Source organism: Desulfosarcina sp. (assembly GCF_033791525.1).
Lineage (GTDB): Bacteria > Desulfobacterota > Desulfobacteria > Desulfobacterales > Desulfosarcinaceae > Desulfosarcina.
Map to the genome: position 1 here is coordinate 1 of NZ_JASJGN010000302.1, position 16,799 is coordinate 16,799.

Annotated in this window: 11 protein-coding genes; 8 read left to right on the forward strand and 3 right to left on the reverse strand. The window is 47.6% G+C overall.

What is annotated here, in order from left to right; all coding sequences use genetic code 11:
* The first annotated feature begins 185 nt into the window (after window positions 1-185).
* From QNK41_RS15100 to QNK41_RS15110, 3 genes are all read left to right on the forward strand, one after another.
* Window positions 186-2,495, forward strand: coding sequence for a penicillin-binding protein 1A (locus tag QNK41_RS15100; RefSeq protein WP_319258342.1), 2,310 nt, complete (start codon window positions 186-188; stop codon window positions 2,493-2,495).
* A 93-nt stretch (window positions 2,496-2,588) separates the two neighbouring features.
* Complete coding sequence (locus tag QNK41_RS15105) at window positions 2,589-5,042, forward strand: PAS domain S-box protein (RefSeq protein WP_319258344.1); 2,454 nt, start codon at window positions 2,589-2,591, stop codon at window positions 5,040-5,042.
* 5 nt (window positions 5,043-5,047) lie between these two features.
* Entirely contained in the window at window positions 5,048-5,686 is a 639-nt protein-coding gene (locus QNK41_RS15110; RefSeq protein ID WP_319258346.1) for a response regulator transcription factor, read from the forward strand.
* Window positions 5,687-5,764: 78 nt separating this feature from the next.
* On the opposite strand, the gene QNK41_RS15115 is transcribed toward QNK41_RS15110, so the two are convergent.
* Genes QNK41_RS15115 through QNK41_RS15125 form a run of 3 tightly spaced genes read right to left on the reverse strand, consistent with a single transcriptional unit; the run spans window position 5,765 to window position 10,084 of the window.
* A complete protein-coding gene (locus tag QNK41_RS15115; protein ID WP_319258347.1) occupies window positions 5,765-6,643 on the reverse strand; it encodes a HEAT repeat domain-containing protein in 879 nt (292 codons plus the stop codon).
* A gap of 1 nt (window position 6,644) precedes the next feature.
* Window positions 6,645-7,028 (reverse strand): hypothetical protein, encoded by a 384-nt coding sequence (locus QNK41_RS15120; protein ID WP_319258349.1) that lies wholly within the window; start codon window positions 7,026-7,028, stop codon window positions 6,645-6,647.
* An 11-nt stretch (window positions 7,029-7,039) separates the two neighbouring features.
* Window positions 7,040-10,084 (reverse strand): UvrD-helicase domain-containing protein, encoded by a 3,045-nt coding sequence (locus tag QNK41_RS15125; RefSeq protein WP_319258351.1) that lies wholly within the window; start codon window positions 10,082-10,084, stop codon window positions 7,040-7,042.
* A gap of 653 nt (window positions 10,085-10,737) precedes the next feature.
* Between QNK41_RS15125 and rdgC the strand changes: the two genes are divergently transcribed.
* The 5 genes from rdgC (at window position 10,738) to QNK41_RS15150 (ending at window position 16,770) form a co-directional block, all read left to right on the forward strand.
* Entirely contained in the window at window positions 10,738-11,352 is a 615-nt protein-coding gene (gene rdgC, locus QNK41_RS15130) for a recombination-associated protein RdgC (RefSeq protein WP_319258353.1), read from the forward strand.
* 13 nt (window positions 11,353-11,365) lie between these two features.
* Entirely contained in the window at window positions 11,366-11,890 is a 525-nt protein-coding gene (locus QNK41_RS15135; protein WP_319258381.1) for a hypothetical protein, read from the forward strand.
* A gap of 223 nt (window positions 11,891-12,113) precedes the next feature.
* A complete protein-coding gene (gene dnaN, locus QNK41_RS15140; RefSeq protein ID WP_319258354.1) occupies window positions 12,114-13,229 on the forward strand; it encodes a DNA polymerase III subunit beta in 1,116 nt (371 codons plus the stop codon).
* A gap of 22 nt (window positions 13,230-13,251) precedes the next feature.
* Complete coding sequence (gene gyrB, locus QNK41_RS15145; protein ID WP_319258356.1) at window positions 13,252-15,648, forward strand: DNA topoisomerase (ATP-hydrolyzing) subunit B; 2,397 nt, start codon at window positions 13,252-13,254, stop codon at window positions 15,646-15,648.
* Between the two features lie 327 nt (window positions 15,649-15,975).
* Window positions 15,976-16,770, forward strand: coding sequence for a thymidylate synthase (locus QNK41_RS15150; protein ID WP_319258357.1), 795 nt, complete (start codon window positions 15,976-15,978; stop codon window positions 16,768-16,770).
* The last annotated feature ends 29 nt before the right edge of the window (window positions 16,771-16,799 follow it).

Here is a 16,799-nt window from a genome sequence, read left to right on the forward strand (position 1 = left end):
ATGCGGTTATTACATCCGGGCTCGGACCAGGGGTTCGTTTGCGCAGCCGCCGCTGATGTCGAAACAAGAACGGGTTTTAAAAATCTGCCATGCCTAAAGAAAAAAGCGCTTCTCAGATTCTGAAAAAAAGGGCACGACACCAACCGGGTGCGATCATTGGCCGTCTCGCCAAATGGTCGCTACTCATGGCTGTCATATTGATGTTTCTGGGCGCATCGGCCATGGTGGGCGTCTATTTCTATTTGAGCGACGACCTGCCGAAAATCACGTCGCTTACGGACTACCACCCGTCCATCATCACGACCGTCTATTCTGACGACAACCGTAAAATCGCCGAATTCTACAAGGAACGGCGCATTGTGGTTCCCCTGTCATCCATCCCCATCCAGCTCCAGCAGGCCTTCATCGCCGCTGAAGATTCCCGGTTTTACAAGCACCAGGGCATCGATCTGTTCAGCATCATTCGGGCTTTTTTAAAAAATATCGAGGCGGGAGCCATTGTCCAGGGGGGCAGCACCATCACCCAGCAGGTCACCAAATCGTTTCTGCTGACCCCCGAGCGCAGTTACGAGCGAAAGATCAAGGAGGCCATTTTAGCCTATCGGATCGACAAGACCTTCTCAAAAGAAGAGATCCTTTACTTATATCTGAACCAGATCTACCTTGGCCACGGCGCCTATGGCGTTGAGGCAGCGGCTGAAAATTACTTCGGCAAATCGGTCAACGAACTGAACCTGGCCGAGTGTGCCATTCTGGCCGGACTGCCCCAGGCCCCCAGCCGATACTCCCCGTTCCGATTTCCCGAGCGGGCCAAACAGCGGCAGATCTACGTGCTGAACCGAATGCTGGCCGAAGGGTTCATCAATAACACCGAGGTGACCGAGGCCATCGACGTAAAGATGGACATCAAGCCGCGCCGCAACTGGTATATTGAAAAGGTTCCCATATACACGGAACACATCCGGCGGTACGTGGAAAAAAAATACGGCGAAGACGCCCTTTACACCCAGGGCCTCAAGATTTACGCGGCTGTCAATATCGAAATGCAGAGGGCCGCCCGCCAGGAGGTCGAAAAAGGCCTTCGTGAACTGGATCGCCGATTAGGGTATCGAGGACCGGAAGCCCATCTGGCACCCGAGGAAATTGAAAGCTTCAGCGATGAACTTCAAGCCGCGCTGCAGGAAACCCCGCTGGACGAGGGGTCATCGACCAAAGGGGTGGTCATCGATGTGAACGACAAGGCTGGGACCGCCACCGTCCGTATGGGCGATGCTCGCGGGACCGTTTCCATTGAAGACATCCGCTGGGCGCGCAAACCCAACCCGAACCTGGCTTATTACCAGGCTCAGGTGAAAAAGGTCGGCCGGGTGCTGAAAACGGGGGACGTGATTCTGCTGCGGGTGGTTAAGAAGCAGGCGTCCGGGGATCTGTGGGAGGTTTCCCTGGACCAAGTCCCCGATACCCAGAGCGCCCTCATGTGCATCGAAGCGGAAACCGGCCTGGTAAAGGTAATGGTGGGCGGGCGCGACTTCATGGAGAGCCAGTTCAACCGAGCCATTCAGTCCCGCCGCCAGCCGGGCTCCGCGTTTAAACCCATCATTTACGCTGCCGCGCTGGACAAGGGATTAACCGCCGCCACGGAGATCATCGACGCCCCCATTGTCTTCAAGGACGAGGTCAATGACTTCACCTGGAAACCCAAAAACTACGGGAAGAAGTTTTACGGCCCGACCCTGCTTCGCGAGGCATTGGTCAAATCACGCAACGTCGTTACCATTAAAATCCTCCAGGAAATTGGCATCGACTACTGTCTCGACTACGCACGGAGGTTGGGCATTGAATCCGAGCTGGCCCGGGATCTCTCTATTGCCCTGGGTTCTTCCGGAGTGTCTCTTTTAGAACTGGTAAATGCCTATGCCGTCTTCGCCAACCAAGGCTATCTGGTGGAGCCGGCCTTCATCACCAAAATCGAAGACCGCTTCGGTAATATCCTCGAAGAAATGAACCCGTCAAGGGAACGGGTCATCGACAAAAGCACCGCTTACATCATGACCAGCTTGCTGGAAAGTGTGGTGAAAGAGGGAACCGGCAAGCGGGTTAAGGCATTGAACCGGCCGGTGGCCGGAAAAACAGGAACGACCAATGACCTTCAGGATGCCTGGTTCGTCGGATACACACCTCGGTTCATCTCCGGCGTCTGGGTGGGTTACGACAACGGGCAAACGTTAGGCAAGGGAGAGACCGGGTCACGAACCGCCAGCCCGATCTGGCTGGGTTTCATGGAGAGGGTTTTGAAAGACAAGCCGGTACGTATGTTCCAGGTTCCCGAGGGCGTGGTTTTTGCGAAGATCGATTCGGAAACCGGCCTTTTGCCTATCCCCGAATCCCGAAAAACCCTGTTCGAATGTTTTAAAGAGGGCTCCGTTCCTACCGAATACACGAAAAAGCCGGATACCATCGTAGATGCCGAGTCTTTTTTCAAATCCGACATGTAACCGTGACCACGCCGTTGTCTTATTGCATCCTGTTCTGCCGTTTCAACACACCTTCCCGTCCGGCAGGACCCATCACAGCTGGGGCCTTAATCGATGAAGCTGAGATCTATTTTGAGGGTGCTTTCTTTGCTGGCCTTCCTCTCCGCCTGCATTGCCGGGTATCTGTACTATAGCACATTGAAAGAGTACGCCTTTCAGGAGGCGGAACGCAACGCCCTGAATCGGCTGCAGACCACCAAAAAAAATCTGTCCGCCTTTTTTTCCGAAAATATCAAACCCGTGCGGGTTTTGGCGGCAATGCAGCCCCTGGTGGATGTGCTGGTTCACCCCGACCTGAAGACTTTGAGCGCCGCCAATGCGCTGCTGGATCTGTTCAAAAAAACCTTGGATGTGGAGGTCTGTTACCTCATGGACCTCCGTGGGAATACACTTGCCTCGTCAAATCGGAACGATCCAGACAGCTTTGTGGGTATGAACTTTTCCTTCCGTCCCTATTTTCAGGACGCCATGCAGGGGCTTCCGGCCAGTTACCTGGCCCTGGGCACGACCTCACGAAAACGGGGTGCGTACTACAGCTACCCCGTTTACCCGGAACGCTCCGACACCCCGTTGGGCGTTGTCGTCATCAAGGCATCCATTTTTTTCGTTGAAAAGGAACTGACTCCGGAGGAAACCAGTATCCAGCTGGTCGTGGATCCCCAGGGGATAATTTTTATCTCCAGCCGCTCTGACTGGCTGTACCAGCTCATGTGGCAGTTGAAACGTGATGATATCAGGCGATTGCGGCAAACTCGACAGTTCGGTAACGGCCCCTGGCACTGGACGGGACTCCGAAAAAATGGAAATAAAGAGGTTATTGATGCTTCCGGAAAACCATATCTGTTTCACCAGACTGCCGTCGACGACTACCCTGGCTGGAAAATTGTCCATCTGTACGACCTAAAAGCCGCATCCAAACTGGTTTCCGAACCCCTGTTGAAAATCATTCAGCCGGTGATCATCATCCTGTGTTTGTTACTGGGGGCATCTATTTTTTTCCTCTACCGCCATGCCAGTTTGGAAATCGCCAGACGCCGCACCGTGGAACAGGCGCTTCGAAAAAGCGAAGAGCGATATCGATCCTTATACCACCATACCCCGGCCATGCTGCATTCCATCGATAAAAATGGAAACCTGGTCAGTATCAGCAACTACTGGTCTGATGCCCTCGGATACACACGAGAAGAGGTCATTGGCAAAAAGCTCACGGACTATCTTTCCCCGGATTCCCGTAAATATGCAGTGGAAACAATCATTCCCACCTTTTTCAAAGACGGTTTCATCAAGGACATCCCCTATCAGTTTATCAAGAAAAACAATGAGCTTGTCGAGGTTCAGATTTCCGCCATTACCGACCGTGATGAGCAGCGACAGACCTTCAGGTCCCTTGCCGTCTCCATTGACGTCACCGAGCGAAACAAAGCCGAACGGGCGCTTCAGGAAGCCAAGGAAGCGCTCAGCCGCTATTCCAAAGACCTTGAGAGTCAGGTGCGCAAACGCACGCGTGAAATTTCGGGAATTCTTCAGTACACACCGGCCGTGGTCTATATCAAAGATGCAAACGGTAAATATACCATGGTCAACTCAAAATTCGAAGAACTGTTCGGCATCCGCTCCTCTGACGTTCAAGGGAAAACCGACCAGGAATTTCTCGCCCCTGATCTCGCCGACCAGTTCTTTAAAAATGACGACCGGGTCCTTCGCGAAAAACAATCGATCCAGGTGGAAGAAAGCATCGTTATCGACGATAAAGCGCATACCTATTTGAGCACCAAGTTTCCCCTTTACGACGGCAAACGTCGGGTGACCGGTGTTTGTGGCATTGCCACCGACATCACCGCGCTTAAAAAAGCCCAGGAACGACTGCGGCGACTCTCGGCCGGCATCATGACCAATCAGGAAAAAGAGCGCGCCTATCTGGCCCGCGAGCTTCACGATGAACTGGGACAGGTGCTTACCGCGCTTCGCATGGAAGCCGTCTGGATCCGCAATCGCGTGAACAGATCCGACCCGACCGCCTCGGCCCGTGCATTGACAATGTGTGAACTCATCGATACAACCATTGAAGAGGTTCGCGGCCTGGCCATCCGTTTACGGCCGGGCGTTCTGGATCATTTGGGGCTGGTGGAGGCGATTGAATGGTATACCGCTGATTTTGAAAAGCGGTATGACATCAGTTGTGTGTTTGAACACGATGACGGTCCGGAAATCCGCGGTAATCTTGCTACGGCCGCATACCGCATCTCACAGGAGGCGTTGACCAATGTTGCCCGCCACGCATCAGCGACCCGCGCCAAGGTATCCCTGTCTTTTGAAAACGGCAATTTATCGCTCACCATCAAGGATAACGGCACGGGCTTCGAACCGGAAGCCCTATGTGACGCCGAAGGCTTGGGTATGACAAATATGAGGGAGCGAGCCAACCTGCTGGGAGGTTTTTTTGATGTACAATCCAGACCCGGAGGAGGAACCCGGATCTGTTTCACCGTGGCCTTAACTGAAAGCTGACCATCATGATCCGGGTTCTACTTGCCGATGACCACAGCATTGTCCGCGCCGGACTTCGACGAATCGTCGAAGAGAGCGGAGACATCGAAGTGGTGGCCGAAGCGTCGGATGGTCGGGAGGCGGTGCTGGCGGTGCGTAAAGAGAAACCGGATGTGGCGGTTATCGATATTTCCATGCCTATTTTAGACGGCTTGGAAGTAATCACCCAGCTGAAAAGTGAGTTCCCGGAGGTGCCCATTCTGGTGTTGACGATGCACGAAGAACATCAGTATGTGGTTCGGGCTATCGAAACCGGTGCAATGGGCTACATCACCAAACAAAGTGCGCCGGAGCAGTTGGTCAAAGCCATTCGTAAAGTCCATTCCGGCTCTTTGTTTTTAACGGACGACGCCGCTGAAGCACTGGCCCTCAGAGTCGCCAAAGGCAACAGGACCCAAAGCCCACTGGACTCCCTCTCCACAAGGGAACTCCAGGTGTTGAGACGCCTTGCCTTGGGAAACACCAACCGAGAGATCGCCTCGGCCTATCATATCAGCATCAAAACGGTAGATACCTATCGATTCCGCCTGCTGAAGAAATTAAAGCTGCGCAACAACGCCGACCTGTCCCGCTTTGCCATCCAGAACCATCTCATTGAAACCTGACCCGACAGCACATCTTTTTTTTCGGCGTTGACGGGCGCTGACTTTTTCCAGGAGCAGGAATTATTGGTGTGGAAATGTTTAGCTCCTGGCCAGGAGCCGAATGGCTGCCTGCCGGATTTGAGCATCTTCGTCTGTCAGCAGCCCGTAAAGGATTGCTTTCAGCTGCTCATCGTCGACCGGCGCTTCCGCCGAAAGGTTTTCCAGAACCTGACGGCGAATCCGGAGGTCCTCATCTCCTAATAATTGACGGTAGCGCTTAAGGATCGTCGTGGAGAGGGGAAGCAGGGCCAAGCCGGACAACGCATCCACACGTAATTCCGGCAACAGCATTTCCATACAGCCGAGATAAACCGCTTCAACGCGGGGAACCTGTTCCGCAAACCGCCAGAGGTTCAGCAAGATACTACGCTGTTCCTCCACGGTTCCGGTTTCCAGACGGGCGCTTAATAAATCCAATACGCGCACATCACCCACCGACGATAGGGCTGCAACCACCGCGTCCTGAACATTCCGATCCGGATCAGGCATATGGACCATGAGCGAAGTCACTGCCGGCCAGTTTCCCTCCCAGCCGAGAGCCAGCGCACAGCTGCTCCGAACGGAGGGCTTCGGGTGGTTCAGTTTTTCAATCAACGCGGCTTTCAATGCTGAGGGGTCATTGCTCAAGGACGCGGCAAGGCCCAATTGAACGGCTGCCGCATGGCAAACCTGTTCATCCTTCGAGGCCTCAAGCATAAAGTGATAGAGAGGCCATAAAACTCGCTCTTTTCCGGCGTATCCAAGCAGGGGAAGCATTTTCAATATCAGCGCCTTGTCGGCGAGGGGCAAAGCATCCAACAGGACCGCAACGGCATCGGCCGGTTCGGCAAGAAACGCCTCCATATCCGCCAGATAACCACGCACCTTTTCCAAAATTCGCTCCGGCCGGTTCATGGGAATCAGGGCACCGGTTTTCATGTCACTTGTTCCGGCGGCGTTGCTGGTCAGCATGCACCTTGAGGATGTATTTGGCTGCAAAATCGTCACGGCCAAGATATTTTCTTCCTGTTTCCTCGGCGTTGTCGCATAATTCTTTAACCCGTTGATCTTTTTTATCAACACTGACAAACTGTCGTTCTTTTTTTTGTTGAAAAATAACGGATTCGCCCAATTCACATCTGATCTTTCTGAAGTTTTCCTCATCCACAGGATTGTTGCCGAACCATTTTTTCTCCACGGGGATGGTTATCTCGACCATCACACAGACGGTCCAGCGATCGGCGGCTATTTTTTTTGAATGGTCCCAACACAGCAACGTCAGTCCATTTTTCAATTCACAGGAGAATAGGGGATCGTTGGACATGGATATCCTCTCTAAAAAAGGGAAAGTTGTTCCTGGGTTGGCTTTTCAGTTTTCTTTGCACCTGGGAAGGAAAACCGTTTATAACGATTATCAATATCTTCCAGAAACGGGGATACTTGTCTGGGCTGTTTTTGGCCGTTCACCCGTCTATGGTCGGCTTTGGTTATTAACAGGTGTCTTTTCGCCCGGGTCAGGGCCACATAAAACAGCCGCCGTTCTTCTTCCATGTCTGTCGGCCGGTTGTTTGATCGGTAGGGTATCAAACCATCCTCGCACCCGGCGATAAAAACAACGGGAAATTCCAATCCTTTAGCGGCATGCATGGTAATCAGGGACACTTTTTCCACACGAGGATCATAGGTGTCCGCATCTTTGGACAGGGCTATTGCCGCCAGAAACCCGGCAGTATCTTTTTGATAGGCGTTGCCCGTTTCCAGGAGGTGGTTGATGCCACGATCAAACGACGGGTCACCACTATATTTCCGCCTCAAAATGGTCTTTCGTAGCAGCAAGTCAACGGTTTCCGAAATCGACAGGCCATCAATTTTTTTCTTAAAACAGGATACTCGTCCGACAAACGCATATAGTTTCTGCTGACGTGAGTGTCCCATATGGGGAACAGGCAGCCGGCAAGATTGAACCAGAGCTTCCGCCAAGCTAAGCTTGTTACGGTAAGACCAGGATTTGAGAATTTCTATACTCTTAATCGAAACCGGGGAATTGAACACCCCTGCGGCGGCTTGAAGGTCATAAAATAGGCCCACGCCGTGTAGCAGCCTTAAAACCGAAATGACTGATTTTACCCCAGGGTGATCCAGAACGCTATTCCGGTCTATGGGTTGACAGGGAATGCCTGCTTTTTCCAAGAATTTTAAAATCACCTTGCCCTGACTGCGTGTCCGGAACAAAACAGCAAAATCAGAAAAACTCAACCGCCCCTGATCCACAGTGCCATCCGCAGCTCCGGAATCCAAAGAAAAAAAACCGATCCCTCCAATCATCTTTTCAATTGTTTTTCCAATGGCAACAGCTTCGGCATTTTCCGAAGCCAACTGCATAACAGGGATGTGACCCTCGCCCATCATATCCGAATAAACCGCATGTCGGCCCCCGCTTTCAAGCAACGGCGTATTTTTTTTGATCACCTGAGCTGAAATTTCCAGAATCGTCCGGGAGGACCGATAATTTTTATTCAATACAATTGTCTGGGCGACAGGAAAATCCTGTTTGAACCATTTGAAACAGTCGACATCCGATCCTCTGAAACCATATATGGATTGATCGGGGTCACCTATAATGCGGATGTTGGCATGATCCCCTGCCAGCAACCTGACGAGCCGATACTGTCCGGCGTTGATATCCTGGTATTCGTCGATAAAAATATCGCTGAAGCGGCCCGCATACCGATCACACGAATCCGGGTCTTTTTCCAGCAGAGAAACCGCTCGGAAAATTAAATCTTCAAAATCCACAAGGGTTTGAATCCGAAGCAAGTGTTCATAGGTGTCATAGCTGCAAACGAACTGGGCCAACCGGTCATGAGGACACACCCCGTCGAGTGGATCGTTGCTGGAGAGCATCTTCTGTTTGGCCGAAACAATCCACCCCTTCATTTCATCCAGGCTGATTGCCAACCCTTTTTTTGACAAGCCATTTAAGGCCATGGCGTCACGAACCAGAACGCTGCGGGTCTCTTCATCCGCAACCGACAGCATGGCATCCGACATGGAACGGGTCAAAATGCGATAGCCCAAAGCATGAAAGGTTCCCACAAAGGGGAGCGACCGTGATTTACCCAGAATGGCAGCAAGCCTTCCTTTCATTTCTTTTGCCGCCTTATTGGTAAAGGTCACTGCCAGCACATGCTTGACATCAACGCCGCTTTCAATCAGGCGGGCAATTTTACGTGTCAGCGTCCGGGTCTTTCCCGTCCCCGGTCCGGCAAGGATCATTAACGGTCCGTTCGGATGATCCACGGCTTTTTGCTGCTCCGCGTTTAAGGATATCGCCCTTTTTAAAGGTTCATCCGACTCCGGAGTCGCTGAACTCAGTAAATTATCGTCAAAATTACAGCGAGTTGACGTTTTATCAAGCTCAGCCGATTCAAGTTTTTTATCAAAACCAGAGAAAAGGCCCCGCTGTCCAATCAATCGATCCCTTTCACAGTCAGAAAAAAGTTGAACGGTTCCGAAAAGCCCGTCATAGCCCGGAGAAAAAGATACTCGATTGTCTCGCATGCGGACAATGGCCTCTGCAAGCAGCGGTACCCCGGCTGATTCAATGGTTTCCCTCTCCAGGGAATGAAGAATATTTAATTCATTGCCTAACGTCTCCAACAGTGCCCGGTAGGTTCGTTTTACTTTTTTGGATTGGGAACCGATCCTGAATATGTCTGCCAGCAGATCATCAAGTGGGATGAGCCGGTAAAACGGAAAACAACGATTCGGCTGGAATCCTTCAGGACGCGTGGCCAGGTCTTCCACACGATGCAATACCCCCTGTGTCAGCGGTTTTCCGCAAACCGGACAAGTACCCATGTGAGAGTGGGTCTGAGCAGGGGTAAAACAGACCTCGCATTTACGATGGCCGTCCACGTGGTATTTTCCCTCTTCGGGAAAAAATTCAACCGTTCCTGCAAATTGATCTTCATCTCCATTTTCCATGGCCGCCCGAATGGCGTAATAGTTGATTTCCGTTTTAAACAGATTGGCTTCGCGACCTAATTTTGACGGTGAATGGGCATCTGAATTGGAAATAAGGGTGATATGATCCAGATCGGACACCCGCCAGTTCATAGGCGGATCAGAGGACAGACCCGTTTCAGCGGCAAAAATATAGGAGCTTAGATCTTCGAAACACTCCTGGATGGAATCGAACCCAGATTTCGATCCCAGCATTGAAAACCACGGTGTCCATATATGGGCCGGGACGAGAAACCCATCTTCGGATGTTTCCAATACGATCTCAAGCAGATCTCGAGCATCAAGACCGAGGATGGGTCTTCCGTCGGAATGGATGTTTCCGATGGTCTCCAGACGGCTATTGAAGCGGCGCACATGTTCTATATCCGGAAAAAAAACAAGGTTGTGGTTTTTTCGAGTGCGTCCCTTTTTTTTATATATATTGCTGATTTCACAACTTAACATAAACCGGACGGGGGCCCGGCAGGAGGCCGGCACAAATTCATCACAGCAACGGGCAATATCCGCTCTCAGTCTATACAGACCCGGTTCCGCCGGTTCCAATTTTTGAATGATCTCTACGATCCACTCCGGATGAGTATAATCTCCGGTCCCTACAACGGTTATGCCCTTCAGTTGGGCCCATATGTATATATTTTCAATATCGAGGTTGCGCGCTGTAGCTCTCGAAAATTTTGAATGAATGTGAAGATCGGCACTAAATGGTTCTGAAAAGTTGCTCACTCTACATTTAACCTTTTAAATTTATTTAAAAAAATAATTATATCACAGCATATTTAAATATTGGACCTTTTTTGTCAATATTGAAGACTCCCCGCTGCAAACTCGCTATCACGATTTAAATATGGCTTTTTTTGGGATTTATCGTATTAAAATGATTCAACTATTTCTGTATATTGGATCCTTCAAGCAAACACCCAAAAATAGCTTGAAAAAAACACATAAAACCGCTATATGTATTTGTTTTATTATAAAATTACACAACATTCAGTATATAGGGTCAATTAATGGGTATTCTTTCATCTTCCGTTTCCATCACCCAATATCGCGTTGAAGGAAAACTGTCGGAACCTATTCTGGAAAGTGTTGCCACTGGATTGAAAAAAAATGCCGTTGAAGAGATAGACAACGAATCATCGGACAAGGCCATTGGCTGGACTTGTTTTAACAATCCTTTTAGTACCGATTTTAACCAATCCCCGTTTCTAATCGGCACCCATTTGGTTTTTTCCATGCGGATCGATAAAAAATCGATTCCCTCAAAAATCGTTCAAAAACACTACACGCTTGAAATGACAAAAAAGTTGGCAAAAAGTGGGCGCGACTTTTTAAGCAGAACCGAGAAAAAAGAGATCAAGGATCATGTCATCCACCTTTTAAATTTGAGAATTCCGGCGACGCCAAATATTTATGATCTGATTTGGAACTACGAGTCCAACACCCTCTGGTTTTTCTCCAACTTGAAAGGAGCCAATGAAGAATTGGAAACCCTTTTCACCCGATCTTTTAAATTGAAATTAATCCGGTTGTTTCCCTATACCATGGCGGCCTTGACATCACCATTGTCCGATGTGGAAAAAGATGCCCTATCCCAATTCACCCCAACCCGGTTCACGGAGTAATAAAAAATTGCCAATGCTGGATGTCGCGATTGCTTATAACCGTTATAAATTTATTGGAAATGAGTTTTTAACCTGGTTGTGGTTTACCATCGATACCAATCAACACTTTTTTAAAACCGTAGATGAAACCATTACGTCTTTGTATCTCGGCAATCGAATCGTCCTGGAAAACAGCATCAATGATTCCAGTGAGAGTATTACCATCAAAGGTGATGATGCCGGACTGGAAGAAGGCCTTTTATCACTACGAAAAGGTGCTGTCGTCATTGAAATGAACCTTTCCTACAAAACGGAAAATCAGGATTGGAAATTCACCCTGAAAGGGGAAAGCCTGAGTTTTTCAGGCTTAAATGTTCCGCAAACCGGTCCTGCTGAAACCAAAGCGGATATTGAGGGGATGGTACTGGAAAAAGCCTACCTGTACGAAAAAGCGATTGAACTGGTTAATCGTTTATTTAATATTTTCTTAAAATTAAGATCTTCTGTGGAATGGAATCAAAAAATAGTTCCAGACATAAAAAAATGGATACAGGTTTGATCAGCGACCATTATCAACACAGGTATATTTAAAATGGGTCAATAATTGATCAGTTATCAACAATTTTATTTTTCCTTACAAAACTTATTTTGTTTATGAACCCTATCACCAACTTATGAACAATTAAATATATTTATATTTTATATAAAACTAAGAAGTTAAATACTTATAAACTTTTTGTCGGTTCCTACTAGTACAACAATATTTTAAAAGGAATTATATTATGAAATTCATCATCAACAAATTCCAAATTGTTAATGTGCTGGCAAAAGTGCAAGGGTTGACCGGACGACGGAGCAATCTGGCTATCACCGAAAATATTTTAATACGGGCTGTCAGCGACGGTATTCATCTGACTGCCACGGACCTGGAGACCGGATTTGAAGGTTTTTATCCGGCATCCGTGGAAAAAGAAGGTGCGGTGGCTGTCAGTGCAAAAAAATTATTTGAAATTCTTCGGGAATTCCCCTCAGAGGATATTCTTATTAACGAAGTGGAAAACAGGTGGATAGAGATCGGCAATGATAAGGTTCAGTACCATATTGTCGGCATGAATCCGGATGACTTTCCCGAAACACCCCATATTACCGAAGTAGACTTTTTTGCCATCGATGCATTCATTTTTGAAAAGATGATTGAACGATCTATTATTATTTCATCGGCAGGCGATGAAAAAAGAGCCCACATCAATGGTGTTTTTGTTGAACGGACCCATGAAGAGGCCTACCGACTCCGGTTTGTATCCACAGACGGCAGTCGTCTGAATGCGGTTCATCATTTTTATGATTCACCGGAAAACCTGCCTGTGGGTGAAGGGGTGTTGGTTCCTAAAAAAGGATTGAATGAAGTTGCTAAATTTTTAGACATTGAAGGAGATGTTCAGGTCGGTATCAAGGATAGTAATTTTATCGTCAAAAAAGAAAAGGAAACGATTATTATCCGTATGCTGGAAGGTGATTTTCCAAAATACGAGGACATTTTAACCAAAGGCAAGGAACACATCCTTAAATTGGATAAAATTAAATTTGGAAAGATGCTCAAACGAATGTCTATTCTGGCAACAGACAATTACAAAGGCGCTGTTTTCACCTTCAATGACAATAAACTGGTGGTAACCGCCACCAATCCTGATTACGGTGAATCTAAGGAAGAAACGGAAATCGAATTTTCCGGAAACCCCATCGAAGCGGCATTTAACCCTAAATTTTTTATGGATACCTTGAGCGTTATCGATGAAGAAAATGTGATTATCAATATAGTCGACGGCAGCCGTCCCTGCATTGTTGAAGGGGATACGGATAAAACATTTATCGGCGTTATCATGCCGATGAGAATTTAAAATCAATGAGAATTATCTAAAAATGAACGAAAATTATGATGCAGACAGCATAGATGTATTAGAAGGTCTTGAACCGGTTCGTTTGCGGCCATCCATGTATATTGGAAATGTGGATGTGGCCGGTCTCCATCATCTTGTTTACGAGGTGGTGGACAATAGCATCGATGAGGCCATGGCCGGTTATTGTGAAAATATCCGTGTTACCATTCATACCGACAACAGCATCAGCGTGGAAGACAATGGAAGGGGAATTCCCGTTGACATTCACCGGACGGAAAATGTCCCGGCGCTAGAAGTGGTGCTTACCAAACTGCATGCCGGCGGAAAATTCGATAATGACAGTTATAAGGTTTCCGGCGGACTCCATGGGGTCGGGGTGAGTGTGGTCAATGCCCTGTCAAAATTTTTTGAAGTTGAAATATATTCCAAGGGAAAAATTTACTACCAGACCTATGAAAGAGGAACAAAAACAAGTGAGTTGAAAGTAATTGGTGAAACCGAAAAAAGAGGAACCCGAATTCATTTCGTTCCCGATGACCAGATTTTTAATATATCCGAATTCAGCTACGATATTTTGTCCCGCCGTCTAAGAGAACTGGCATTTCTCAACAAAGGCGTCAATATTTTCATCGAAGATGAGCGCTTCGATAAAAGCGAAAATTATTGTTACGAAGGTGGCATCGTTTCCTTTGTCGAGTATTTGAATAAAAGGCACACGGTTCTTCATGAACCGGTTTTTATTGAAGGTTATCGGAACGACGTCAATATTGAAGTAGCCATCCAATACAACGGCACCTATAAAGAAAATATTTTTTCTTTTGCTAATAATATCAACACGGTGGAAGGTGGATTTCACCTGATCGGCTTCAAGGCGGCATTGACCCGAACCATCAACCAGTATGCCGGAAATGGCAACCTGCCAAAAAATCTTTCAGCCAAAATAAGCGGTGATGATGTCAGGGAAGGGTTAACGGCAATCATCAGTGTCAAAATAAAGTCTCCCCAATTTGAGGGGCAAACCAAAACCAAACTGGGCAACAGTGAAGTAAAAGGGTTGGTAGAGTCCCTGATTAATGAAAAACTCAGTGCTTTTATGGAGGAAAATCCCGCTGTATCCCGGAAGATAATGGAAAAGGCTGTGGATGCTGCCAGAGCGAGGGATGCTGCCAAACGCGCACGGGATATGGCCAGGAACAAGGGTGCATTGATTGATTCCACCCTTCCCGGTAAACTGGCGGATTGCCAGCTGTCTGACCCGGCGCTGCGGGAACTCTTTCTGGTTGAAGGGGACTCAGCCGGCGGGTCTGCCAAACAGGGCAGGGATAGAAAATTCCAGGCGATTTTGCCGTTGAAGGGAAAAATTTTAAATGTGGAGAAGGCGCGGTTTGATAAAATACTCCGAAGCGAAGAAATTAAAAACATCATTACCGCTTTAGGCACCGGCGTCGGCAAGGAAGAATATAACATTGATAAAATCCGCTATCACAAGGTTATCATCATGACGGACGCGGATGTGGATGGATCCCATATTCGAACGCTGTTGCTTACCTTTTTCTATCGCCAAATGCCTGAACTGGTAGACAAAGGTTACCTATACATCGCCCAACCCCCGCTTTTCAAAATTGGTAAAGGAAAAAGCGAATCTTATATGAAAGATGAGGGAGAACTGAATGATTTTATTCTGAAAAAAATAGTTGACAAAAAGCAGGTTAAAATTGTTCCCAATGGGAAAATCCTATCAGAGCACCATCTTTTTATTTTTCTGTGTGATTTAAGTGAGTACGCTTCAGCCATGGCAAAACTGGAAAACCGCGGATTTGATCCTCTGGTTGTAGAGACCATGATCAAAGCGAAAGTCCAGGACAAGGCTTTCCTGCAGGACCGGGACAACATGTTTATGTTAAAGGAAAAAATTGAAAATAAAGGGTATCTTGCTCAAGCACTGTCCTGGAATGAAGAAGATGAAATGTTCGAGCTGATTGTCAGATCAACGGATCAAAACAATTACCAGCAGACCGTTACCATTGGCAGAAATTTAATTTATTCTTCGGATTATCAAAAATGTTTAATTTTGAATAAAAAGTTGGAAGTGGATGATAAGCCTCCATTTGAAATATACACCAATGATCGCGATGACGCGCCAGTCGTCATGGAAGATAAACGACAACTTTTGCAGTATCTGATTGAGGATGGTAAAAAAGGTATAAATATTCAACGATATAAGGGGCTTGGTGAAATGAATCCCGAACAGTTGTGGCAAACCACCATGCACCCCGACAAGCGTAATCTGCTAAGAGTGACTGTTGAAGATGCAGTTGAATCGGATGAGATATTTACGATACTGATGGGTGATGAAGTCGAACCCAGGCGGGATTTCATTCAAAGCAATGCCTTGGAAGTCAGCATGCTCGATATATGAGCGCTGAAAAAAGAACCCCTGAAATTCCTAAGGAAAATCAGGGGTTCTTAAATGGGTGCGCTCTTTTAAATGGCAAATAATAAATCCAGTATCAGCTTCGGTCTCCAGCGCAGTTTTAGAAAAATAGAATCAGATTCAGGGTGTGCTCAAGGTCAGGTTATCTGCATCAAAGAGCAATTAATAATTCTCATACATACCTTGTAATTGTCAATAATTTTTTTTTAAGACGTACAATTTTTAAACCGGCCTAAGATATTGTAAAAATTGATATTTTTTTAAAAGGAGTTATACTCAATTCATGTTTAATGATAGCCAAGGCATAAGGAAATGAAAATTCATCGAATAGATGCCAGAGACCTGCCGGATCTGTGGTTTCAAGCGGTGCATGATATTCTTGATAAAGGCAGCCGGTTTATAATAGACCGGGGATCCTACGCCGGTCAGACACGACTTGAATACGATTATTTTATGGGTCATGTGAAATATCCGGGTACCCTGCCATTGATTCCTGATATTCCCGCATCCTGTGGTATACCGAACCCCGTTGAGGAGGCCTATATTTTTGGGGGAGAAGGATACAATCGGTCGTATGTTGAATATCTGATGACCGGACACAAAGAACCCGGAGAATCCTACACATATGGTGAGCGGTTGACGCGAGTGCCTGTTAGCGGCGATAAACTTCGCTGGTGGAAAGAAAAAAACCGCGACATCATCGATGAGAGGGACGTCGATGGAAAAGTTGTGTTTGAAGAGAATGGATCGGTGTATCTGAATCAGATTGAATGGATTATCGACACCTACAAGCGATTCGGGTCCCGGAATAACCAGATGGTACTCCAAGTGGCGCACCCATCCGACGTAACCCTGCTCGATCCACCCTGTTTGAGATCGATAGATACGCGCATACAGGATGAAACCCTCCATTTCATGGTCTATTTCCGATCCTGGGATTTATGGGGGGGGATGCCGGCCAACCTGGCGGGGATTCAAAATTTAAAGGAATACATGGCCGGCGAAATCGGCGTCAAGGATGGAGAAATGATCGTCGAAAGTAAAGGCCTTCACCTTTACGGCTATGCTGAAGAACTGGCTAAGCTGCGTTGTTTAAAGCAATGCTGATTCCACATTCAAAATAATGAAGACGATTG

Excerpts from the sequence above, each read along its gene's own strand:
- QNK41_RS15100 (WP_319258342.1), top strand. The coding sequence starts at position 186 with ATGGCTGTCATATTGATGTTTCTGGGCGCATCGGCCATGGTGGGCGTC.
- QNK41_RS15105 (WP_319258344.1), top strand. The coding sequence starts at position 2,589 with ATGAAGCTGAGATCTATTTTGAGGGTGCTTTCTTTGCTGGCCTTCCTC.
- QNK41_RS15110 (WP_319258346.1), top strand. The coding sequence starts at position 5,048 with ATGATCCGGGTTCTACTTGCCGATGACCACAGCATTGTCCGCGCCGGA.
- QNK41_RS15115 (WP_319258347.1), bottom strand. The coding sequence starts at position 6,643 with ATGAAAACCGGTGCCCTGATTCCCATGAACCGGCCGGAGCGAATTTTG.
- QNK41_RS15120 (WP_319258349.1), bottom strand. The coding sequence starts at position 7,028 with ATGTCCAACGATCCCCTATTCTCCTGTGAATTGAAAAATGGACTGACG.
- rdgC (WP_319258353.1), top strand. The coding sequence starts at position 10,738 with ATGGGTATTCTTTCATCTTCCGTTTCCATCACCCAATATCGCGTTGAA.
- QNK41_RS15135 (WP_319258381.1), top strand. The coding sequence starts at position 11,366 with ATGCTGGATGTCGCGATTGCTTATAACCGTTATAAATTTATTGGAAAT.
- dnaN (WP_319258354.1), top strand. The coding sequence starts at position 12,114 with ATGAAATTCATCATCAACAAATTCCAAATTGTTAATGTGCTGGCAAAA.
- gyrB (WP_319258356.1), top strand. The coding sequence starts at position 13,252 with ATGAACGAAAATTATGATGCAGACAGCATAGATGTATTAGAAGGTCTT.
- QNK41_RS15150 (WP_319258357.1), top strand. The coding sequence starts at position 15,976 with ATGAAAATTCATCGAATAGATGCCAGAGACCTGCCGGATCTGTGGTTT.